This is a genomic window from Amycolatopsis sp. QT-25, assembly GCF_029369745.1.
Taxonomy (GTDB): Bacteria; Actinomycetota; Actinomycetes; order Mycobacteriales; family Pseudonocardiaceae; genus Amycolatopsis.
Genome location: NZ_CP120210.1, coordinates 2,147,807 through 2,169,590, shown reverse-complemented (window position 1 = coordinate 2,169,590; position 21,784 = coordinate 2,147,807). Strand labels below are relative to the sequence as shown.

General features: G+C 69.6%; 18 protein-coding genes. 8 read left to right on the top strand and 10 right to left on the bottom strand.

The annotated features are described in order from the left end of the window. Nucleotides 1-3 precede the first annotated feature (3 nt). From dnaJ to P3102_RS10020, 3 genes are all read right to left on the bottom strand, one after another. Nucleotides 4-1,173, bottom strand: coding sequence for a molecular chaperone DnaJ (gene dnaJ / locus P3102_RS10030; protein ID WP_276371085.1), 1,170 nt, complete (start codon nt 1,171-1,173; stop codon nt 4-6). 41 nt (nt 1,174-1,214) lie between these two features. Next, on the bottom strand, nt 1,215-2,240 hold the full coding sequence (gene hrcA, locus P3102_RS10025) for a heat-inducible transcriptional repressor HrcA (protein WP_276368423.1): 1,026 nt from the start codon (nt 2,238-2,240) through the stop codon (nt 1,215-1,217). 116 nt (nt 2,241-2,356) lie between these two features. Further along, nucleotides 2,357-2,965 carry a DUF1707 domain-containing protein gene (locus P3102_RS10020; RefSeq protein WP_276368422.1) on the bottom strand — a complete coding sequence of 203 codons (609 nt, stop codon included), beginning with the start codon at nt 2,963-2,965 and terminating at the stop codon, nt 2,357-2,359. A gap of 386 nt (nt 2,966-3,351) precedes the next feature. On the opposite strand from P3102_RS10020, the gene P3102_RS10015 reads away from it, so the two are divergent. Next, entirely contained in the window at nt 3,352-4,602 is a 1,251-nt protein-coding gene (locus tag P3102_RS10015) for a lipase family protein (RefSeq protein ID WP_276368420.1), read from the top strand. 119 nt (nt 4,603-4,721) lie between these two features. Here P3102_RS10015 and P3102_RS10010 read toward each other — a convergent pair whose 3' ends face one another. After that, nucleotides 4,722-6,218 (bottom strand): CoA-acylating methylmalonate-semialdehyde dehydrogenase, encoded by a 1,497-nt coding sequence (locus tag P3102_RS10010; protein ID WP_276368418.1) that lies wholly within the window; start codon nt 6,216-6,218, stop codon nt 4,722-4,724. 141 nt (nt 6,219-6,359) lie between these two features. Between P3102_RS10010 and P3102_RS10005 the strand changes: the two genes are divergently transcribed. Together P3102_RS10005 and P3102_RS10000 are read left to right on the top strand one after the other, a co-directional pair. Further along, nucleotides 6,360-7,982: a PucR family transcriptional regulator gene (locus tag P3102_RS10005; RefSeq protein WP_276368416.1), complete on the top strand. Its 1,623-nt coding sequence runs from the start codon at nt 6,360-6,362 to the stop codon at nt 7,980-7,982. A gap of 59 nt (nt 7,983-8,041) precedes the next feature. Further along, entirely contained in the window at nt 8,042-8,407 is a 366-nt protein-coding gene (locus tag P3102_RS10000; RefSeq protein WP_276368414.1) for an SSI family serine proteinase inhibitor, read from the top strand. A gap of 193 nt (nt 8,408-8,600) precedes the next feature. On the opposite strand, the gene P3102_RS09995 is transcribed toward P3102_RS10000, so the two are convergent. The 3 genes from P3102_RS09995 to P3102_RS09985 form a co-directional block, all read right to left on the bottom strand. Continuing rightward, nucleotides 8,601-10,169 (bottom strand): DUF4173 domain-containing protein, encoded by a 1,569-nt coding sequence (locus P3102_RS09995; RefSeq protein WP_276368413.1) that lies wholly within the window; start codon nt 10,167-10,169, stop codon nt 8,601-8,603. A 69-nt stretch (nt 10,170-10,238) separates the two neighbouring features. Next, on the bottom strand, nt 10,239-11,276 hold the full coding sequence (locus P3102_RS09990) for a HAMP domain-containing sensor histidine kinase (RefSeq protein WP_276368411.1): 1,038 nt from the start codon (nt 11,274-11,276) through the stop codon (nt 10,239-10,241). Further along, on the bottom strand, nt 11,273-11,956 hold the full coding sequence (locus P3102_RS09985) for a response regulator transcription factor (RefSeq protein WP_276371083.1): 684 nt from the start codon (nt 11,954-11,956) through the stop codon (nt 11,273-11,275). The genes P3102_RS09990 and P3102_RS09985 overlap by 4 nt, the downstream gene beginning before the upstream one ends. Before the next feature lie 366 nt (nt 11,957-12,322). On the opposite strand from P3102_RS09985, the gene P3102_RS09980 reads away from it, so the two are divergent. From P3102_RS09980 to P3102_RS09965, 4 genes are read left to right on the top strand one after another with little or no spacing between them, the layout of a single operon-like run. Further along, complete coding sequence (locus P3102_RS09980) at nt 12,323-13,894, top strand: NCS1 family nucleobase:cation symporter-1 (protein WP_276368409.1); 1,572 nt, start codon at nt 12,323-12,325, stop codon at nt 13,892-13,894. Continuing rightward, nucleotides 13,845-14,687: a nitrilase-related carbon-nitrogen hydrolase gene (locus P3102_RS09975; protein WP_276368408.1), complete on the top strand. Its 843-nt coding sequence runs from the start codon at nt 13,845-13,847 to the stop codon at nt 14,685-14,687. Before P3102_RS09980 ends, P3102_RS09975 begins: the two co-directional genes overlap by 50 nt. Further along, a complete protein-coding gene (gene hydA, locus P3102_RS09970) occupies nt 14,687-16,072 on the top strand; it encodes a dihydropyrimidinase (protein WP_276368406.1) in 1,386 nt (461 codons plus the stop codon). Before P3102_RS09975 ends, hydA begins: the two co-directional genes overlap by 1 nt. 12 nt (nt 16,073-16,084) lie before the next feature. After that, a complete protein-coding gene (locus P3102_RS09965) occupies nt 16,085-17,074 on the top strand; it encodes a TIGR03842 family LLM class F420-dependent oxidoreductase (RefSeq protein ID WP_276368405.1) in 990 nt (329 codons plus the stop codon). 52 nt (nt 17,075-17,126) lie between these two features. Here the strand turns inward: P3102_RS09965 and P3102_RS09960 are convergent, their stop codons facing one another. Beyond that, nucleotides 17,127-17,501 carry an FAD-dependent monooxygenase gene (locus P3102_RS09960; RefSeq protein WP_276368402.1) on the bottom strand — a complete coding sequence of 125 codons (375 nt, stop codon included), beginning with the start codon at nt 17,499-17,501 and terminating at the stop codon, nt 17,127-17,129. Between the two features lie 348 nt (nt 17,502-17,849). Here P3102_RS09960 and P3102_RS09955 point away from each other — a divergent pair, with 348 nt between their 5' ends. After that, the gene (locus P3102_RS09955) at nt 17,850-19,328 is read left to right on the top strand and encodes an alpha/beta hydrolase (RefSeq protein ID WP_276368400.1); all 1,479 of its coding nucleotides are present in this window, start codon (nt 17,850-17,852) and stop codon (nt 19,326-19,328) included. On the opposite strand, the gene P3102_RS09950 is transcribed toward P3102_RS09955, so the two are convergent. Both P3102_RS09950 and P3102_RS09945 read right to left on the bottom strand, forming a co-directional pair. Further along, on the bottom strand, nt 19,304-20,533 hold the full coding sequence (locus P3102_RS09950) for a styrene monooxygenase/indole monooxygenase family protein (RefSeq protein WP_276368399.1): 1,230 nt from the start codon (nt 20,531-20,533) through the stop codon (nt 19,304-19,306). The two genes, P3102_RS09955 and P3102_RS09950, sit on opposite strands and share 25 nt — an antisense overlap. Nucleotides 20,534-20,543: 10 nt before the next feature. Then, on the bottom strand, nt 20,544-21,779 hold the full coding sequence (locus tag P3102_RS09945; protein ID WP_276368397.1) for a serine hydrolase domain-containing protein: 1,236 nt from the start codon (nt 21,777-21,779) through the stop codon (nt 20,544-20,546). Between the last annotated feature and the right edge of the window lie 5 nt (nt 21,780-21,784).

The following is a 21,784-nucleotide window of genomic DNA, read 5'->3' as shown; positions in this document are numbered from 1 at the left end:
GGGTTACCGGTGGTTCTTGGTGCGCAGCTTGGAGAACAGCCCACCGGGCTTGGAGCCGTTCGAGGAGAGCGAGGGCACGTCTTCGCCGCGCTGCTGGGCGAGTTCGACGAGGAGGTCGCGCTGGGCGTCGTCGAGTTTGGTCGGCACGACGACGTCGATGTGCACGTGCAGGTCGCCGCGGCCGTCGACGCGGCCGGAGGACCGCAGCCGCGGCATGCCCTTGCCGGTGAGCACGAGTTCGGTGGCGGGCTGGGTGCCCGGCTCGATGTCGAGTTCGTAGTCGCCGTCGACGAGGGTCTCGATGGGCACCGTGGCGCCGAGGGCGGCGGTGGTCATCGGGATGCGGAAGTTGCAGTGCAGGTCGTTGCCCTGCCGGACGAAGACCTCGTGCGGTGCCTCGTCGATCTCGACGTACAGGTCGCCTGCCGGGCCGCCGCCGGGGCCGACCTCGCCCTGGCCGGAGAGCCGGATGCGCATGCCGTCGCCGACGCCCGGCGGGATCTTGGCGGTGACGTTGCGGCGCGAGCGGACGCGGCCGTCGCCGCCGCATTGGCGGCAGGGGTCGGGGATGACCTCGCCGAAGCCGCGGCAGACCGGGCAGGGGCGGGCGGTGACGACCTGGCCGAGGAAGGACCGCTGCACGGACTGGACCTCGCCGGCGCCGCCGCAGGTGTCGCAGGTCTTGGTGCCGGTGCCGTCGGCCGCGCCGGCGCCGCGGCACAGGTCGCAGAGGATGGCGGTGTCGACGGTGATCTCGCGGTCGACGCCGGTGGCGCAGTCCTCGAGCGTCAGTCCGAGGCGGATGAGCGCGTCGGAACCCGGCTGCACGCGGCTGCGGGGGCCACGACCGCGACCGCCGCCACCGCCGGCGGCACCGAAGAAGGCGTCCATGATGTCGCCGAGGCCGCCGAAACCGGCGCCGGAGAACGGGTCTCCGCCGCCACCTCGTGCCCCGCCGTCCATCGGGTCGCCGCCGAGGTCGACGATCTTGCGCTTCTGCGGATCCGACAGCACCTCGTACGCGGTCGTCACCTCGCCGAAGCGGTGCTGGGCGTCCTCCGACGGGTTGACGTCGGGGTGCAGTTCACGGGCCAGTTTGCGGTACGCGCGCTTGATCTCCTGATCCGTCGCGTTCTTCGCAACCCCGAGAATGCCGTAATAGTCCCTCGCCACCGTCTCCGCCTTCTCCTTCTGCTGTGACCTCACCGCCGCGTTCAGCGGCCGGCGAGGATCTGCCCCACGTAGTTCGCCACCGCGCGCACCGCGGCGATGGTGTTCGGGTAGTCCATCCTGGTGGGCCCGACGACGCCCATCCCGCCGAGCAGCAGGTCGTCCATGCCGTAGCCGATCGACACCACCGAGGTGCTGCGCATCTGCTCGTCTTCATTTTCCTCACCGATGCGCACGCTGATCGCACCGGGGTTGCGAGCGGCCGCGAGCAGCTTGAGCACGATGACCTGCTCCTCGAGCGCTTCCAGCACTTGCCGCAGCGATCCGGGGAAGTCCGCGACGTTGCGGGTGAGGTTGGCCGTGCCGCCGAGCACGAGCCGCTCCTCGGGATGCTCGACCAGCGATTCCACCAGCACGGTACAGACGCGGGTGAGGTTGTCGCGCAGTTCGCCCGGCGACTTCTCGGGCAGTTCGGCGACCGCCGCCGCGGCCTCGGAGAGGCGGCGGCCCGCGAGTGCCCCGTTGAGCACCGTGCGCAGCCTGCCGACGTTCTCTTCGGTGATGACGTCCCCGAGGTCGACGGTGCGCTGGTCGACGCGGCCGGAATCGGTGATCAGCACGAGCATCAGCCGGGCCGGGGTGAGCGGCACCACTTCGAGGTGCCGGACGGCGGAGTTGGTCATCATCGGGTACTGGATGACCGCGACCTGCCTGGTCAGTTGCGCGAGCAGCCGCACGGAACGGCGCAGGACGTCGTCGACGTCGGTGCCGCTGTCGAGGAAGGCCGTGATGGCCCGGCGTTCGGCCGCGCTGAGGGGTTTGACCTCGGCTATCCGATCGACGAAGAGCCGGTATCCCTTGTCGGTGGGAATCCGGCCGGCGCTGGTGTGGGGCTGTGTGATGTAGCCCTCTTCTTCCAGTGCCGCCATGTCGTTGCGCACGGTGGCGCTCGACACGCCGAGGTTGTGCCTGTCGACGATCGCCTTGGAGCCGACGGGCTCCTGGTTGGACACGTAATCGGCGACGATCGCGCGCAGGACCTCGAAACGACGCTCTTCCGCGTTGGCCACCCGCACCTCCCTCGGCTCGTCCTCATGACGAGTTTACGGAAGGCGGGGTGCCCGGGGAGCCACCGGACTTCTTTGGACCTCGGGCCGGCCTCCGGCCGGGAACCGGCGCGGGTACCTCAGCCGCGCCCGCGAAGGGATCGCCGCCGCGACTCCGCGGGCTTTCGGAGCACCTTCACCGACCCCCACCAGGCGAAACCCGTGACGCGAAGAACCGGCGCGCCCGTCGACGGCTGCCGACGCCCCGTCCTGCGGCCGGTGCCGAAGCCACCCATCAGGCCGATTCCCCGGACGTCGACGGCGAAGTCCTCGGGAACGACGATCTTGATCCCGCCCATGACCGCCACCGCCCTGATCGTGCAGGGTCCGGCGGCGATCCGGGCATGCCGCAGATCGAGGCGCACACTTCCCCAGAACGCGCGGCTGACGTGCTTCGACGGCAAGGGTCCCTCGAATCGCCGCGTGGTGGCGGACATGACGGCGAACGAACGCCGCCCGCCTTGCCCGTCGGCTCCGGCGGGCGACAGGGCGAGCGTGCCGCCGGGAGCCAGATCCGCGACGACGGGCTCGAAGTCCGCGAAGGTCTTCGCCGCGTAGACGGCGTCCAGTCTCGTTTCCAGTTCGCCGGCGGTGATCCGTCCCGCACCCATCGCTTCGTACAGCAGTTGCGCGACGTTCTCGCGATCGGAATCGGCCACCCGCAGTACCGACCGCTTCGGTTCTGACATGACGACGACGATAACCGGAATCGGCGCTCGATCACCCCGGAAAAGCACCGGGTTTCGAAAATTCCGGACCGGCCGGACAAAAGCCTTGACCGTCATGAGCGCATTCAGGTTCTCCACCCTGACAGGAATGACAATACCGCCATCCGATCGCCATTTCCGGCTTGCCTCGAAAGGTGTTCTCCGCCACTTGACAATCGCGGACGCGATCGGCCGTCCCGCCGTGACAACTTGACGGCCGAGGGGTTCTCGTTCATTGACGGGCCGATGCCGGAGGGGCTTCCATCGGAGCCACGTGCGGGAAGTCCTCCCGGCACCACCGCGACGGTTCCCGCGATCAAGGCATTTCGTCGACCGGCCCCACTTTCCGACTCAGCGTGGAGTGCAGTATGACTTTTTCCTTTCGCCAAGGCCTGATCGCCATTCTGACCGCGACACTGGTCGCCGCGGGCACGGCGGCGGCCTCGGCTGCCGGCGCCCCGGCCGCGAGCGCGGCCACGAATTCGGTGTACACCGTCTCTTCCCCGCTTCCCGCCGGCGAGAACGGTGACGTGGTCAAGTCGCAGCCCTCGACCTACAACGGAGCGAAAGCGACCCGAATCCAATATCTGTCCCGTGACAACAAGGACAAGCAAGTCGCGGTGAGCGGCACCGTCCTGGTGCCGGACACCCCGTGGACCGGTCCCGGCGAACGGCCGATCGTGGCCTACGCGCCGTTCACCTTCGGCATGGGCTCGGACTGCGCTCCCTCCAAAACCCTCGCGGGCGAAGGAGCCTCGGACCTGGTTTCCGGTTTCCAAGGCGGTTTCGTCACCGCGTTGCTCGGCGCCGGATTCGCCGTGGCGCAGACCGACTACATCGGACCGTGGGTGGAAGGCGGCGGCGATCACCAGTACGTCATCCGGCTGTCCGAGGCGCACACCGTGCTCGACGTCGTCCGCGCCGCACAGCGACTGCCCGGAACCGGTCTGCCCCCCGACGGCCCGGTGGGCATCGCCGGCTATTCCGAGGGCGGCAGTGCCGCCGCGGCCGCCGCCGAACTGGCCGCCACCTACGCACCCGAACTGAACGTCAAGGGCGTCTACTCCGGAGCGCCGCCCGCGGACAAGGCCGCGCTGTCGAAGTCGCTCGACGGCGGGATGTACTTCGGCTTCCTCGGCTACGCCCTGATCGGCCTCAACCAGGCCTACCCCGAGGCCAAGCTGATGAACCTGGCCAACCCGACCGGGGCCGAACTGTTCCTGCAGGCCCGCCGGACCTGCACCATGAACGCGGTCCTCCAGTTCATGTACAAGCAGTCCGGCTCGCTGACGAAGGACGGCAAGCCCGTGTCCGCCTACCTGTCCCAGCCGCCGTTCGACGCGATCGTGGCGGAGAACCGGATCGGCACCCTCAAGCCCGCCATGCCGGTGATGGTCGAGCAAAGCCCGATGGACGACGTCATCCCCGTCGCCGTCGGCAAGCAGATGGCGAGGGACTGGTGCGGCAAGGGCGCCAACGTCCAGTGGAAGGACTTGCCGTCCTTCACGCCGTTCTTCTCCCACGCTCTGGGCATGATGACAGCACCCAACGACGCCACCGAGTGGCTGAAGAGGGCGTTCGACGGCCAAACGGGCCCCGGCAACTGCGGCCGGTTCTGACGTTCGGCGCCATCGCGGTCCGTGAAGGCCTCCTTGAGGGACTCTGGGTCCCTCAAGGAGGCCTTCACGGAACATCAGCTGACGGCCCCGGCCTCGTCGGAAGGTCTTGGCCTCAGTTGTTAGTTGTTGCGCGGGAACCCGAGGTTCACCCCGCCCTGCGAGGGGTCCGGCCAGCGCGAGGTGACGACCTTCGTCCGCGTGAAGAAGTGGAACCCTTCCGGCCCGTACGCGTGGCTGTCCCCGAACAGCGAGTCCTTCCAGCCGCCGAACGAGTAGTAGCCGACCGGCACCGGGATGGGCACGTTCACGCCGACCATCCCGACCTCGACCTCGTTCTGGAACCGCCGCGCGGCCCGCCCGTCGTTGGTGAAGATCGCGGTTCCGTTGCCGTAGGCGTTGGCGTTGACCAGCTCCAGCGCCGCGTCGTAGCCCTCGGCCCGCGCGACCGCCAGCACCGGCCCGAAGATCTCGTCGGTGTAGATCGACATGTCCGGGGTGACCTGGTCGAACAGGGTCGGGCCGAGCCAGAAGCCGCTGTCCTCGCCGTCGACCTCGATGCCGCGGCCGTCGACGACGAGCCGGGCTCCCGCCGTCACGCCCGCCGCCACGTAGGACTCGACGCGTTCGTGGTGGGCGGCGGTGACGAGCGGCCCCATCTCCGAGGTGGGCCGCATGCCGTCACCGACGCGGAGCCGCTCGATCCGCTCGGCGATCCTGGTGACCAGTTCGTCGCCGACCGGGTCGACCGCGACCACGACCGACACCGCCATGCACCGCTCCCCCGCCGAGCCGAAGCCCGCCGAGACGGCCGCGTCGGCGGCGAGGTCGAGGTCGGCGTCCGGCAGGACGACCATGTGGTTCTTCGCGCCGCCGAGCGCCTGGACGCGTTTCCCGTGCCTGGTCCCGGTTTCGTAGACGTACTTCGCGATCGGCGTCGACCCGACGAACGAGATCGCCTTGACGTCGCGGTGTTCCAGCAGCCCGTCCACGGCCACCTTGTCGCCGTGCAGGACGTTGAGGACGCCGGCGGGCAGGCCCGCCTCGGCGAACAGTTCCGCGATGAACACGGCCGCGGACGGGTCCTTCTCGCTCGGCTTGAGCACGACGGTGTTGCCGCACGCGATCGCGTTCGGCACGAACCACAGCGGCACCATCGCCGGGAAGTTGAACGGCGAGATCACGCCGACCACGCCCAGCGGCTGCGAGATCGAGTAGACGTCGACGCCGGTCGAGGCGTTCTCGCTGAACCCGCCCTTGAGCAACTGCGCCGCGCCGCAGGCGTACTCGACGTTCTCGATGGCGCGCGCGATTTCGCCCGCCGCGTCGGATTCGACCTTGCCGTGTTCGCCGGTGACGATCTTCGCCAGCTCGTGACGCCGCGCCGAAAGCAGCTCACGGAAGGCGAACAGCACCCGCGTCCGCCCGGCCAGCGACGTCCCGCGCCAGCCCGGCAACGCCCGGGAGGCGGCCGCCACGGCGGTGTCGACGTCGTCCTGCGCGGCGAAGGCGACCTTCGCGCGCACTCGACCGGTGGCCGGATCGAACACGTCACCGGATCGTTCGCTCACGCCTTCGCACGGTTTGCCGTCTATCCAGTGGGTGATGCGGTCGGTCACGGATCCGCCTTCCTGTTCGCCGGGTGTCTGTTCCGGGTCGAGTCTGGGCGCGCGCGCCACACCGACGCCATCGGCAACGTGTACGGACTCCCGGTCCCGGCCGTACAGTCTGTCTCTGCGTTCCGACCAGGTGGGAGGCCGATGTACCCGACCGTCGCCGAGGTGCTCGCGTTGCCGGTGCTGCGTCAGGGCAGGCCTCACGTGGTGGCGGGGGCGGCGGGTATGGCCGCGCCGGTCCGCTGGGCGCACGTCGCCGAGGTGGCGGACATCGCCCCGCTGCTGCGTGGCGGGGAGCTCGTGCTCACCACCGGGGTCGCCCTGCCCGACGACGGCGCCGCGCTTGCCCGGTACGTCGGCGATCTGGCCGGTGTCGGAGTCGTGGGGATCGTGGTCGAACTGGTCCGGCACTGGAGCGAGAAGCTGCCGTCCGCGCTGGTCGACGCCGCGGACCGCCACGGCGTCCCGCTGATCACCCTTTCGCGCGAGACGCGCTTCGTCTCGGTCACCGAGGCGGTGAACGGGCTGATCGTCGACGCCCAGGTGGACGAACTCCGCGCGGCGGAACGGGTCCACGAGACCTTCACCGCGCTGACGATCGCCGGCGCCGAACCGGGCGACATCCTGCGCGAGGTCGCGAGGCTCACCGCACATCCCGTCGTGCTGGAGACGCTCGCCCACGAAGTCCTCGCCTACGACACCGCCGGGACCGACCCCGGTGACCTGCTGCCCGGCTGGCCGTCCCGGTCGCGGCCGGTGCGGGTCGGCGAGCGGACCGGCTACCACCCGGGCGCGGGCTGGCTGATCACCGTGGTCGGCGCGCGCGGGCACGACTGGGGGCGGCTGGTCGTCGTCTGCGGGGATCCGCCGCCGCGCCGGCACGTCGTGGTCGCCGAACGCGCCGCGTCCGCGCTCGCGGTCCATCGGCTGGTCGCCAAGGACACCGACAGTCTCGAACGCCAGGCGCACCGCGCGGTCCTGACCGAACTGCTGGCGAATCCGGTGCCGCCCGCCGAGCTGACCGCGCGGGCGTCCGCGCTGGGTGTCCCGCTGACCGGACGGCTGCTGGTCGGGGTCGCCGTGCGGCCCCGGATCACCGCGACCGCCAGGACCGCGCAGTCGACTCCGGTGCTGCTGCGGGAACTCGCCGAGGCGACCGCGCTCGCCGCCCGGCGTGCCAAGGTCTCCGCGCTGGTGGCCACCGACGACACCCTAGTGCGCGCGCTGATCGCGCTCTCGCCGGAGGCGGGCGTCGACGCGGTCCTGCGACGGCTGGCCACCGACGTCCACGAGGCCCGCTCCGGCGCGCCCGCCGTGGTCGCGGTCGGCACCACGGGCAGCGGGCCCGCCGAGGCACGCCGGACGCTCGTCGAAGCCGCGCAGGTCGCCGCCGCGGCCCTCACCGAGAACGCCGAACGGGTGGTCCACCGGCTCGACGACGTCCGGCTGCGCGGGCTCCTGCACCTGATGGCAGGCGACGAACGGATCACCGCGTTCGCCGCGCGGGAGCTCGGCCCGCTGCTGAGCCGCGACGCCGCGCAGGGCAGCAGACTCGTTCAGGCGTTGAGGCATTACTGCGAGCACGGCGGCAACAAATCGGCCGCGGCGGCGGCCGCGCACACCTCCCGCACCGCCTACTACCAGCAGCTGGCCAGGATCGAGCAGGTCCTCGGGGTGCGGCTCGAAGAACCGGAGTCGATGCTCTCCCTTTATGTCGCTTTGCTCGCCCACGACATTCGAGAAGCGGCCGACCACACGTCCGAGTGAGCAAATCTCACCCAAGCGTGGAACACAGTGACCGGGTCACATCAGCCGATAGAGTAGATATGGCTTTCTTCGAACCGATCGGCGCCTGCGTACTCGCGCTGGCCTGTCTGGCCCCGGCGCAACCCGCCGAATCCATGCTCCAGCTGACCAGCCACGACACCAGGGGCCGGGTCGGCACCGTCTCACTCACCTGTGAACCCACCGGGGGATCCCACCCTGGCCGCGGCCGCGCCTGCGCCGAACTGTCCAAAGTGGACGGTAATTTCGACAGGCTGAGCCCGGAACCGCGGGCCTGCACCCTGGAGTACGCCCCGGTGGACGTCTCCGCCGTCGGCAAATGGCGGGGCGAACCGGTCACCTACCGCACCTCGTACGCCAACCGCTGCGTCGCCGACGCCGAATCGGCCGGCGTCTTCACCTTCTGAGCAGCACGCCCAGTGCCGGGGACAGCTTCGCTCGTCGGCCACAAATCGTTGCCACGAACGACTTCTGTCCGATAATGCCGTCATGCGCGCAGGTGACCGCCGGGCCTCCCCCTCGGTGGCCCGTCGGCGCCGTTCACCGCGGCCTTGATCGCCCTCACCCCCACGAGGGCGATCAAGGCCGTGGTGTCACGGCTCAAGGACGGGTCAGGTATCGGCAGCCGGCCCCGCCCTCCGCGGCGACAGGGGTCTGACGCGCGAGGGACCGGCTCAGGTTCCATTCGCGCCAATCATCTTCCGGGATTCCGGTCACGACCGGCCCGAGCACGCAGGACCGCAGCGGCTCCGGGAGCCGGTCCACCGACGGCACCACATCGGCGGAAAACCGGGAAAGATAGGCGGTGTCGAGTATCTTGCCGTGCGCGATCCGGTCGATGTTGCGGTCGGCGATGAACCGCTCCGGATCGAGGACGGCCAGCCCCAGCAGCGCCGCGACAGCGGCTCCGATGGCCGCGCGCGGCAACCAGGCCGACCGCAGCGGGACCAGGGCGGCCAGTACCAGCAGGAAGATCAGGCCGATCCAGAGTTCGCAGACCTCGACCAGCAGCCGCAGCACGGTGAACCCGTATGCCTGCTGGTAGGTCCACATGCGACTCAACGCCGACGCGACCAGCACCAGGCTGAGCACGCTGATCGCGCCGAGCAGCCCACGCTGCCAGGCGCGATCAGCCGCCGAGGACTTCGGTGCCCAGCGCAGCGCGGCGGCGACCAGCACCAGGGTCAGCACGGTGCTGGCGGACAGCTGCCAGAACCCGCTCCTGGCGTATTCGGCCGCCGTCAAGCCGCTCGTGGCCAGGAGGTAGTCGGTGCCGCCGAACAACACGACCAGGCGGACCACGACGAAACTGGTGAACAGCAGCACCAGCACCCCCAGCGGCAACGTCCATTCGAGCCGGTGCGCGAGCCGCTTGCGGGGCGCGTCGTCGGCCGCGGGCAACGGTGGCGCCGCCAGCAGGTAGCACGCCCCGGTGACGGCGAACGCGGCCACGACGAAAAGGAAACCCCAGCGCACGAAGGTTCCCGGGCTCAGCTCGGGGATCACCGCGTCGACGACGCTCGCGAACGCCGCGTCCGCACCACGCAGCAGCGGGACGAACACCAGCAGCAAACCGGCGCTCGCCAGCACCGGCACCAGGAATCGCGGCCGCGCGCGGCCTTCCGGTTTCGTGCCGAGCCGCGAAAGCCCGCGCCCGATCCACGGGAGCGAAAGCAGTGCTTCGATCGGGACCGCGAAGACGTCGTAGACGATCGTGTTCACCGTGCGTCTCCCGACCACGGCGAGGGATCCGGCCACGAGGGCGGCGAGCACGCACAGCACGTTCAGCCACACCGACGCGCGGAACGTACCGACCGCGAGCAGCCCCAGCGCGGCCGCCGCCCACACCGCGTTGACCGAACGGAAATGCGGTTCGGCGTCGCCACGGGCGCGTTTGTCGGCGAAGTAGACGGCCACCGCGAAGGCGAGCCCGGCGACGAACCAGCCGGCTCCGGGGTCGTCCGGCATGGCGACGGCGGTGACCAGTCCGGCCGCGACCGCCGCGGGCAAGACCGAACCCGGCAGCGGGACGATCGCCGACTTGGGTGGCACGCGGGGCCGCCTCAGCACCGGGACCTGCGGTGCGGGCGGCGGGGACTGGGGCGGCAGAGTGGTCGTCGCCGCCGGAGGCGAGGCGTGTGCTTGCCGGTCTTCTTGGTCTTCGCTCATCGAATCCTCCTGTTTGCGAAAGCACATATCGCACGGGGCGCGGAGCCGCCGAAAGCACGCGGCGGAGAACTACGGAACGGGGATCACGACGCGGATGACACAGCCCGGCCGCCGCTCGGGCGTGACGACGGCGATGCTGCCGTCGTGGAGATCGACCACCCAACGCGCGATCGCGAGCCCGAGGCCGGTACCCCCGCCGCCCGCGCGCTCGCCTCGGGTGAACCGCTCGAACACGCTGTCCCGCTCCCCCGGCGGGATCCCGGGACCTTCGTCTTCGACCTCGATGACGACGTCGGTCTCACGGGCCTTCGCCCGCACCCGGACCTCGCCCCCGGCCGGTCCGTGCCGGACGGCGTTGTCGAGCAGGTTGACCACGACCTGGCTGAGCCGGCCGCGGTCGGCCACCGCCGTCGCGCCGGGCGGCTGGACGTCGACGGCGAACCGCACGCCACGGCCGGTCGCGGCCGCGGTGATCCCCGCCTCCGCGGCGACCTCCTCCAACAGCAGTTCGAGGTCGAATTCTTCTAGCTGCAACGGGAAAGCGCCCGCGTCGATCCGCGAGAGATCGAGCAGTTCCGAGACCAGCCTGCCGAGCCGTTCGGTCTGCTGCAGCGCGGTCTTCAACGTCGCCGGATCGGGCTCGGCGACGCCGTCGACGAGGTTTTCCAGCACCCCGTTCAACGCGGTGATCGGCGTGCGGAGTTCGTGGGAGACGTTCGCGATCAGCTCGCGACGGCGCTGATCCGAGGCGTCGAGGTCGGCGGCCATCTGGTTGAAGGCGTGCGACAGCTCCCCGACCTCGTCACGGGCGGTCGCGCGGACCCGCCGGGTGTAGTCGCCCTTGGCCATCGCGCGGGCGGCGGCGGTCATCTCCCGCAACGGCCTGGTCATCCCGTGCGCCAGGATCTGCGAGGTGACCACGGCGAGCACCATCGCGGCGATCGTGGTCCGCGGCGGCAGCCAGCCGATCTGCCAGTTGAAGAAGGCGAACGCGATACCGCCCGAGGACACCAGCAGGATGGCGAGTTTGAGTTTGATGGAGCGGACCGGGTCGAGCGGTCTCGGGAGCGCGTCGACGATCCGGCCGAGCAGCGGGCGAAGCGTCACGAGCCCACCTCCAGCGCGTAACCGACGCCGTGCACGGTGCGGATGAGGTCCGCGCCCAGTTTGCGGCGCAGCGCCTTGATGTGGCTGTCGACCGCGCGGGTGCCCGAGCCCGTGCCCGCGACGTCCCAGTCCCAGACCTCGCTCAGCAGGCGTTCCCTCGGCTGGACCGCCCTCGGGCGTTTCGCGAAGTGGACGAGGAGGTCGAACTCGATCGGCGTCAGCTGGGCCGGATTGCCCGCCCGCGTGACCCGCCGCTGCTCGACGTCGATTTCGAGGTCGCCGAGCACGATTTTCGTGCCCGCTTCACTCACGTCGGCCCGGGCCGACCGTTCGACGCGGCGCAGCAGCGCGTGCACCCTCGCCGAGAGCACCCGCATGGAGAACGGTTTGGTGAGGTAGTCGTCGGCGCCGACGCCGAGGCCGATCAGCATGTCCGTCTCATCCGAACGGGCGGTCAGCATCAGCACCGGGACCGGACGGCGGGCCTGGATCCGGCGGCAGACCTCGAGCCCGTCGAAGCCCGGCAGCATCACGTCGAGCACCACCAGATCCGGCTCCCGCTCGGCGTCGGTCCCGACACCGGAAGGGCCGTCGTGGGCCAGGTCCACGGCGAATCCTTCGGCCCGCAGCCGCGCGGCGATGCTTTCGGCGATCGTCACGTCGTCCTCGACGACCAGCACCCGGCGTCCTCCCAGTTCCATGGGGATGACTGTAAGCACCGGCCGTGGAGACCATCCGGGTGAGCTGTGAAGATCCTGTGGAGATGTTTCGGCCGGTTCGCCGGATCACGAACGCGACGCGCGGCACACGAAACGACCATCGAGCGCGCCCCCGGCCGAAGGCCCGCTATCGCGGGGTCAAGGTGCCCAACAGGGAAAACGTACGGTCGCGCGCAGAAGCGCGGGCAGCACAGCCACGACCGCGTGTGTGACACAGGTCATGCACCAGGAGCCCGCGAACGCAATCGACAGTCTGCGCTCCGACGCCATCAACGGTGAACAGTCTGCCAGTCCCACCCGCGCGGCGCGGGCGAGGACGATTCCGCAATGGAGCCGACGGCACGCGGTACGCAGCACGTGCATCCTGATGGCCGGGTCGAACTCGGCGAGGCCGAGTCCCTGAAGGACAGCCGCTTCTACAACGAAGAACTCGCCCCGGTCCCGGTGGAGAAGCGCACCTGGACCACCTACACCTACTTCGCGCTGTGGATGGGCATGGCGCACAACATCCCGTCCTACGCGCTCGCCGCGTCGCTGATCGCGCTCGGGATGAACTGGGTGCAGGCGCTGCTCACGATCACCATCGGCAACCTGATCGTGCTGATCCCGATGCTGCTCAACAGCCACGCCGGGACGAAGTACGGCATCCCGTTCCCGGTGTTCGCCCGCGCCTTCTTCGGCCTGCGCGGCGCGAACCTGGCGGCGTTGCTGCGGGCGTTCATCGCGTGCGGCTGGTTCGGCATCCAGACCTGGGTCGGCGGCGAGGCGATCTACATCATCGTCGGGCGGCTCGCGGGCTCCGGCTGGAAGGACTCCACCGTCGTCCTCGGCCAGCACTGGACGCTGTGGCTTTCGTTCGGCGTGTTCTGGCTGGTGCAGATGCTCGTCATCTGGCGCGGGATGGAGGCGGTCCGCAAGTTCGAGAACTGGACGGCGCCGCTGGTGTCGGTCGGCTTCCTGATCCTGCTGGGCTACGTGCTGGTCAAGGCGGGCGGCTTCGGCCCGATCCTGGCCGAGCCCGGAAAACTCGGCTGGGGACCGGACTTCTGGAAGGTGTTCGCCCCGGCGCTGATGGCGATGATCGCGTTCTGGTCGACGCTTTCGCTGAACATGCCGGACTTCACCCGGTTCGGCGGCAGCCAGGGCAAGCAGGTCCGCGGCCAGCTCCTGGGCCTGCCGACCACGATGACGTTCATCGCGATCGTGGCCATCCTGACCACTTCGGGCGGCAGTGTCCTCTACGGCGAGCAGATCTGGGACCCGGCGAAACTGGCCGACCGGTTCGATTCGCCGGTCGTCGTGGTGGTCGCGCTGATCGCGCTGGTGCTGGCGACGGTGTCGGCGAACCTCGCGGCCAACGTGGTCAGCCCGTCCTACGACTTCTCCAACGCGTTCCCGAAGAAGATCACCTTCGCCGCCGGCGGGCTGATCACCGGGATCATCGGCATCCTCATCCAGCCGTGGCGGCTCTACTCCGATCCGAGCATCTACATCTTCGCGTGGCTCGGCTTCTACGGCGGCTTGCTCGGCGCGGTCGCCGGGGTGCTCGTCGCCGGCTATTGGGTGGTCGACCGCACGCGCCTCGAGCTGCGGGATCTCTACACCGAACGCGGCGTCTACTGGTTCACCGGAGGCTGGAACTGGCGTGCGCTCGTCGCGACCCTGGTCGGTGCCGTGCTCTCGGTCGGTGGCGCGTACGGCGGACCATTCCCCGAGGACGGGCTGATCCCGATCCTGAAACCGCTCTACGACTACAACTGGGTCGTCGGCCTGGCGGGAGCTTTCGTCGTCCACCTGCTGCTGTCCCTGTCCGAACGCAACCGCACCACCCATCTCGAGGAGGATGCAAGTGAGCGAACTGGTCCGAGCCGGATTGATCCAGCAGCGGTGGACGGGTGACAAGGAGTCCATGATCGGAGGCGCGGTCGAAGCCATCGGCAAGGCCGCTTCGCAGGGCGCGCAGGTCGTCTGCCTGCAGGAGTTGTTCTACGGCCCGTATTTCTGCCAGGTGCAGGACACCGACTACTACTCCTACACCGAAGGCATCCCCGACGGGCCGACGACGAAGCTGATGCAGGAGGTCGCCGAGCGCCACGGTGTCGTGCTGGTCGTCCCGATGTACGAGGTCGAGCAGCCCGGCGTGTACTACAACACCGCCGCGGTGATCGACGCCGACGGCACCTATCTCGGCAAACACCGCAAGAACCACATCCCGCAGGTGAAGGGGTTCTGGGAGAAGTTCTACTTCCGTCCCGGGAACCTCGGCTACCCGGTGTTCGACACCGCCGTCGGCCGCATCGGCGTCTACATCTGTTACGAGCGGCATTTCCCGGAAGGCTGGCGCGCACTGGGCCTGGCGGGCGCGAAGATCGTGTTCAACCCGTCGGCGACGAGCCGGGGGCTTTCGGAGTACCTGTGGCGCCTGGAGCAGCCGGCGGCCGCCGTCGCGAACGAGTACTACGTCGGCACGATCAACCGCGTCGGTGTGGAACCTCTGGGCGACAACGACTTCTACGGTCAGTCGTATTTCGCGGACCCGCGCGGCCAGCTCGTCGGTGAGGCCGCGTCCGACACCGAGGAGGAAGTCGTCGTCCGCGACCTCGACATGGCGAAACTCACCGCAGTCCGGGATCTCTGGGCCTTTTACCGAGACCGCCGCCCCGACAGCTACGGGCCCCTCGCGGAGGCGTGATGACCACCCTCGTCAGCGGCGGGCAGGTGCTGTCCACGGCGGGCGCCTCGGCGGCGGACGTCCTCGTCGACGGCGAGACGATCTCGGCCGTCGGCGCCCCCGGCACGCTGGGGCCCGCCGACTCGGTGATCGACGCCACCGGGAAGTACGTGCTGCCCGGCGGGATCGACGCGCACACCCATCTGGAGATGCCGTTCGGCGGGACGCAGTCCGTCGACACCTTCGGCACCGGGACGACGGCTGCGGCGTGGGGCGGCACGACCACGATCATCGACTTCGCCGTCCAGGCCAAGGGCACGTCACTGCTGTCCACCCTGGACGAATGGCACGCGAAGGCCGGCGGCAACTGCGCCATCGACTACGGCTTCCACATGATCGTCTCCGACGTCGACGATTCGTCACTGAAGGAGATGCAGGCCTGTGTCGACGGCGGCGTCGGCAGTTTCAAGATGTTCATGGCCTATCCCGGGGTGTTCTACTCCACGGACGGCGAGATCCTGCTGGCCATGCAGAAGGCGCGTGAGATCGGCGCGACGATCATGATGCACGCGGAGAACGGCATCGCGATCGACCAGCTGGCCGCGCAGGCGTTCGCCGCCGGGAAGATCGATCCGGTCCAGCACGGGCTCACCCGGCCGCCGGAACTGGAGGGCGAGGCGACCTCGCGCGCGATCCAGCTGGCCAAGGTGACCGGGGCACCGCTGTACATCGTGCACCTCTCGGCGTCCCAGGCGCTGGCCGCGGTCGCGGAAGCGCGTGACCACGGGCAGAACGTCTTCGCGGAGACGTGTCCGCAGTATCTGTATCTGTCCATCGAGGATTTGGCGAAACCGGATTTCGAGGGTGCGAAGTACGTCGCCTCTCCCCCGTTGCGCGAGAAGTCGCATCAGGCGGATCTGTGGCGCGGGCTGCGCACCAACGACCTCTCGGTGGTGTCCACGGATCACTGTCCTTTCTGTTTCAAGGATCAGAAAGAACTCGGCCGCGGTGACTTCCGCGCGATTCCCAACGGGATCCCCGGCGTCGAGCACCGGATGGACCTGCTGCACCAGGGCGTCGTGGCGGGCGAGCTCACCCTCGGCCGCTGGGTCGAGACCTGCTCGACCACCCCGGCGCGGATGTTCGGGCTGTATCCGCGCAAGGGCGTCATCGCGGCGGGTTCGGACGCCGACATCGTCGTCTACGACCCGGCGGCGAAGCAGACCCTGTCGGTCGAGACGCACCACATGAACGTGGACTACTCGGCCTACGAAGGACTGGAGATCACCGGCAAGGTCGAGACGGTGCTCTCGCGCGGCCGCGTGGTCGTGTCGCCGTCCGGCTTCTCGGGCAGTACGACGCACGGGAAATTCCTCTCGCGCGACCTGAACCAGTACCTGAACTGAGGCGGTGGCCGGATGGACTTCGGGATCGTGCTCCAGACCGACCCGCCCGCAGGCGACCTCGTGCGGCTGATGAAGGCGGCCGAGGACCAGGGTTTTCGCTACGGCTGGACGTTCGACTCGTGCGTGCTGTGGCAGGAACCGTTCGTCATCTACTCGCAGATCCTCGCGGCGACGTCGTCGATGATCGTGGGCCCGATGGTGACCAGCCCGGCCACCCGGGACTGGTCGGTGCTGGCGTCGACTTTCGCCACGCTCAATGACAGGTACGGCAACCGGACGGTCTGCGGGATCGGCCGCGGCGACTCGGCGCACCGGGTGGTCGGCCTGCCACCGTCCACTTTGGCCACCGTGCGCGACTGCATGCACGTGGTCAAGGAACTCGCCGAAGGCCGCGAAGTCCTGTTGCGGGACAAACCGGTGCGGATTCCCTGGATTCGCAACGGCAGACTCGAGATGTGGATGGCGGGATACGGGCCGAAGGCGCTGAAGACGGTCGGCGAACACGCTGACGGCTTCATCTTGCAATGCGCCGATCCCGCCATCGCCCGGTGGACCATCGGTTCGGTCCGTGAGGCCGCCCGCGCGGCCGGGCGGGATCCGGCCGGGATCACGATCTGCCTCGCGGCCCCGGCGTACGTCGGTGACGACCTGGCGCATCAGCGGGAACAGTTGCGCTGGTTCGGCGGGATGGTCGGCAACCACGTCGCGGATCTCGTGGCGCGCTACGGCGATTCCGGGCCGGTGCCGCCCGAACTGACCGACTACATCCGCGAGCGGCAGGGCTACGACTACGCCCACCACGGGCGGGCGGGCAATCCGTCGACCGACTTCGTCCCGGACGAGATCGTGGACCGGTTCTGCCTGCTCGGACCGTCTTCGGCACATGTGGAACGCCTGCAGGAGCTGGCTTCGCTCGGTGTCGACCAGTTCGCGCTGTACCTGATGCACGACCAGCGCGAAGAAACCCTGAAGCGCTACGGCTCGGAGGTCATCGACCGCTGACGACCCGCAATTAGTCACCTACTTGCGCGTGAAAACCGGCGCAAGTAGGTGACTAATTGCGGGTCTGTTCTTCGTCCAGCAGTTCCTGGAACACCGCGCGGAGCGCTTCAGCGGCTTCGTCGTGCCCGCGCCGCAACGCGACCTGCGCCCGGGACTGCAGGACCGCACGCGCCCCGGCGGCGTGCCGTTCCGCGTGATAGGTGTCCAGCAGTCCTTCCGGCGCCCGGCCCTGGATCGCCGCGGCCAGCTTCCACGCCAGGTTGACCGAATCGGACATGCCGACGTTGATCGCCGTGCCGGTGGACGGCAGCAGATGCGCCGCGTCACCCGCCAGCAGGATCCGCCCTTCGTGGTAGCGCTCCGCCTGGCGGGCGGAGAACTGGTAACGCGAGAGCCGGACCGGGTCCGCCCAAGGGGAAGTCGCCACCGAGGACCCGGCGGATGCTGTCCTCGAGCTCGGCCAGGGTCATCGGCACGTCGTCGTCGACCTCGCCGGATCGTCCTCCGTGGTCTGGATGAACAGGATGCCCGACGTCAGCGAACCGAGCGCGAACACGCCGGCGCCGGTGCGGGTGAAGCCCGCCTTGATCCGGCCCAGTTCCAGCGTCTCCTGTTCGGCCTGCTCCGGCTACGGCCGAAGACTCTGCGGCATCGCCGGGGTCTTGCCGCAAGCCCCCCGGTGCGCTATTTGCTGACCAATGGAGGGGCACACCCCACCATGTTTCCGGGTACCCGCACCAGGGATCGCGCGCTCGCGAGGCGAGACGCTGACCAGGTGACCAGAATCCGCATCGCCGCTCTGCCCATCCTCACTGTGCTCACCCTCACCGCACTCGCCGCCGTCACGATCACGCCCGCGGTCTCGGCCGCGCCGAAGGGACTCGACTGGGGCCCCTGCCCGTCCGGCTCGCCGCCGGGTTACGACTGCGCCGAGATCGAGGTCCCGTTGTCCTATCAGGACCCGGGCGGCCCGCGAATCACCCTCGCCCTCGGCCGTCTCCCGGCGACGGACCAGGAACACAAACGAGGCACCCTCTTCATCAACCCCGGCGGCCCCGGGAACCCCGGCCGCTTCAGCAAGTTCCAGACCCCGTCCCTGCACCGGCAGTTCGACATCGTCGGCTTCGACCCACGGGGTGTCGGTGCCAGCACACCGGTCCGCTGCTTCACCAGCGACACCGAAACGGAGCCGCTCAAGCGGATTCTGGGAAACTTCCCGATCACCACCGAACAGGAGACCCGGCACTTCGCCGACGTCCGCGAGGTCGCCGCCTCGTGCGGCCGCAACGCCGGGCCGCTGCTGGGGCACCTGTCCACCGCGAACGTCGCCAGGGATCTCGACAGGCTGCGCGAAGCCGTCGGCGAGCCCCGTCTGCGTTACTACGGGCTTTCCTACGGCACGTACCTGGGCGAGGTGTACGCCAACCTGTTCCCGCATCGCGTCGGCGCCTTGGCGCTGGACGCCGTCGACGACCCGATCGCCTGGTCCACCGGACACCGTCCGGAGGACGCGAACGTCCCGTTCAGCACCCGGCTCGGCGGCTTCCGGGACGCGGACCGCGCGCTCCAGGCGTTCCTCGACACGTGCGCGGCCGACACCCGGTGTGCGTTCCGCGAACCCGGGACCGATCTGCGGGCCAAGTACGACGCGCTCCTCGACCGGCTCGAAGCCACGCCGGGACCGATCACCTACCAAGAGGTCATCCGGCGTACCCACCACGCGCTGACCGACGAGGCCCGCTCCCCCGCGCTGGCGGAATTCCTTCAGTCCGCGACGAACCCCGTCACGACGAAGGCCATCCCGACGCCCTTCGATTCCGCGTTGGGTGGCGGCGGGACGATCTGCGCGGACACCACGAATCCGCGTGACCCGGCCGCCTGGCCCCGAGCCGCCCGCGCGGCCGACCGGGAAAGCCGCGGTTTCGGCTCGTACGACACGTATCTCTCCCTGCCGTGCGCCTTCTGGCCCGCCTCCGATCCGGCCCGGTACACGGGACCGTGGAACCGGCCGACCGCGCCGATCCTGTTGCTGGCCAACGGCAAGGGCGACCCGGAAACGCCGTACGCCGGGGCGAAACGGACCGAACGCATCCTCGGCAACGCGCGACTCCTGACGCTGGACGCCTGGGGGCACGGCGCCGCGAACCGCAGCGCCTGTGTCGACGCGGCACTCGACGTGTACCTGGCCCACGGGCGCCTTCCGGCGCGCGGCACCGTCTGCGCCCCGGATCACGCACCGTTCGACGCCAGGTAGGCCCGGGCGGTGTCCTCGTCGGTGAGCCAGCGGGCGTAGTCGACGGGGTCGGAAAAGATGTTCGCGAACCGGCGCGCCACCTCGGGCGCCGTCTGCGCGGCTTTCAGGGTGGCCAGCACGTGATCCGGCGGCGGAGCGAGGAGATCGTTGCTCAGCCGGGTCGCGTGCTGCGCCTTTTCCCAGTATCCGGCGAAAGTGCCGTGCAGGAACGCTTCGTCGAACGGGCGGTCACCGTGGTCGAGGATGCGCCGTTCGTAGACGGCCGCGGCGTGCGCCGCCATGTTCGCGCCCTGCCCGGCGATCGGATCGTTCGTCACCGCGGCGTCGCCCATCGCCAGGACCTTCGCCCCCGACGGCAGCGTCCCGACCGGATGGCGCACGATCGGCAGGACCCGGCCGCGCAGGACGTCGAGCGGCCCGCTGGGGCGCGCGTCGGCGAGCGACTCCTCGACCCACGGGAAGTGCTCGCGCAGCAACGTCTTCGCGAGGGCGAAATGCTCGTCGAGGCCGGTGACGCCGTCCCAGACGTCCATGGGACCGCCTGGCACGCCGAAGAAACCGAGCCCGAAGACGGGTCCGCGCACGGACTGGATCGGCAGCCCGAACAGCTCACCGGCCGGGGAGAGCCCGAACGTCAGGCCCGGATACACCGGAAGCGGTTCGTCCCGGCCGGACACGAGGTACAGGATCCCGATGGTCCGCTGCGGCTCGCGGTGTGGGGAACGTGCGTCGGCACGCGGGAAGAGGGCGTCGAACTGCGGCCCTCGTCCGGCCGCGACCAGCACGAGTTCGAACTCGCGGGCGTACTCCTCCAGGCCCTCCGGGGTCACCTTGCCGATCCGCACCTCGCCGCCGCGTTCGGCGAAGGCGGTCAGCCAGGCGGACACCTTGACCCGTTGATCGACCGACTGCGCGGGCTGGTCGAACCGGGCCTGCCACGACACGGCGGGCTCCGCGGAATCGCCGGCGAGCCCGAACGACGCGCCGAGGAGCTCCGGGGCGTGCCCGTCCCAGAAGTTGATGCCCAGCGCGCGTTCCCTGGTCAGCGCGGGGTGGAACACGCACTGGTTCGAGATGAGCCCGCCGGCGCGGATCGTTTCGGCGTCGCGGTCGGTGACCACGGTGACGGCGTACCCGTGCCGCCGCAGGCCCAAGGCCAGGACCAGCCCGGCTTGACCGGCCCCGACCACCGCGATCCGGCGCATGGCTCCCCCTTCAGTCCACCAAAGCCTGATACACCAGGTTCCTCAATTCGACGCGGATCGGATAGGTCGACGAGGGCAGCAACTGGGTGAAGAACAGGACCGTGACGTCCTGGTCCGGGTCCACCCAGAACGCGGTGCTCGCCGCGCCGCCCCAGGCGAATTCGCCCGCGCTGGCGAGGGTCTTGGCCTTCACCGGGTCGTCGAGCACGGAAAAGCCCAGCCCGAAGCCGAAACCGTCGTACGGCGCCTCGGAGAACCCGGCCCGCCCGTAGGTCTCCAGGTCCACCCCGCCGGGCAGGTGGTTGGCCGCCATGAGCCGCACCGTGCGCGGGCCGAGCAGCCGGACGCCGTCGAGTTCGCCGCCACGCACCAGCATCCGGGCGAACCGATGGAAGTCACCCGCCGTGGAGACCAGCCCCCCGCCGCCGGAGAAGCACGCGGGCGCAACACGGCCGACGTTGCCCAGCTCGTCGTGCCGGAACGGTTCCTTGGTGACCGGATGCGGCACGTAGAGCGCGGCCAGCCGGTCGAGGTCGCCGGCGGCGGCCTGGAACCCCGTCTCGTGCATGCCGAGCGGGGTGAAGATCCGCTCGGCGAAGAAAGCGTCGAGCGACTGACCGGAGACGACCTCGACGAGCCTGCCGAGGATGTCCGTCGCGACCGAATAGTTCCATTCCGAACCCGGCTGGAACAACAACGGCAGCCGCGCGATCGCTTCGGAGACACCCGCCAGATCGAGCCCCGGCGCGGTGCCGAGGTCGAACCCCGCCTCCCGGTAGAGCGCGTCGACCGGATGCGTGCGGTGGAACCCGTAGGTCAGCCCCGCGGTGTGGGTGAGCAGATGCCAGAGGCGGATCGGTTCGGCCGCGGGCACGGTCGCGTGCTTCACCGGCGAGCCACCGGCGAAGACCCGCGGTGCCGAGAACTCCGGCAGCCAGCGGGAGATCGGGTCCTTGAGGTCGATGAGCCCGGCTTCGACGAGCATCATCGCCGCGACGGAGGTGACCGGCTTCGTCATCGAGTAGACGCGCCAGATCGTGTCGGTCTCGACCGGCAGCCCGGCCTCGATGTCACGCTGCCCGTTCGACGCGAGATGCGCGACCTTCCCGTTCCTGGCCACCACGGCCAGGTACCCCGGAATCCGGTTGCGCTCCAAATACCCGTCGAAGTGCTTGTCGATCCGGCGCAACCGCTCCGCGTCGAAACCCACCTCGGCCGGGTCGACGTCCACCTTCAGCTCGATCATGCGAC

What these genes read in the sequence shown, in the direction of transcription:
- P3102_RS09980 (WP_276368409.1), top strand. Translation starts at nt 12,323, where the DNA reads ATGGAGCCGACGGCACGCGGTACGCAGCACGTGCATCCTGATGGCCGG.
- P3102_RS09945 (WP_276368397.1), bottom strand. Translation starts at nt 21,779, where the DNA reads ATGATCGAGCTGAAGGTGGACGTCGACCCGGCCGAGGTGGGTTTCGAC.
- P3102_RS10000 (WP_276368414.1), top strand. Translation starts at nt 8,042, where the DNA reads ATGGCTTTCTTCGAACCGATCGGCGCCTGCGTACTCGCGCTGGCCTGT.
- P3102_RS09965 (WP_276368405.1), top strand. Translation starts at nt 16,085, where the DNA reads ATGGACTTCGGGATCGTGCTCCAGACCGACCCGCCCGCAGGCGACCTC.
- hydA (WP_276368406.1), top strand. Translation starts at nt 14,687, where the DNA reads ATGACCACCCTCGTCAGCGGCGGGCAGGTGCTGTCCACGGCGGGCGCC.
- P3102_RS09995 (WP_276368413.1), bottom strand. Translation starts at nt 10,169, where the DNA reads ATGAGCGAAGACCAAGAAGACCGGCAAGCACACGCCTCGCCTCCGGCG.
- P3102_RS09950 (WP_276368399.1), bottom strand. Translation starts at nt 20,533, where the DNA reads ATGCGCCGGATCGCGGTGGTCGGGGCCGGTCAAGCCGGGCTGGTCCTG.
- P3102_RS10015 (WP_276368420.1), top strand. Translation starts at nt 3,352, where the DNA reads ATGACTTTTTCCTTTCGCCAAGGCCTGATCGCCATTCTGACCGCGACA.
- P3102_RS10020 (WP_276368422.1), bottom strand. Translation starts at nt 2,965, where the DNA reads ATGTCAGAACCGAAGCGGTCGGTACTGCGGGTGGCCGATTCCGATCGC.
- P3102_RS10005 (WP_276368416.1), top strand. Translation starts at nt 6,360, where the DNA reads ATGTACCCGACCGTCGCCGAGGTGCTCGCGTTGCCGGTGCTGCGTCAG.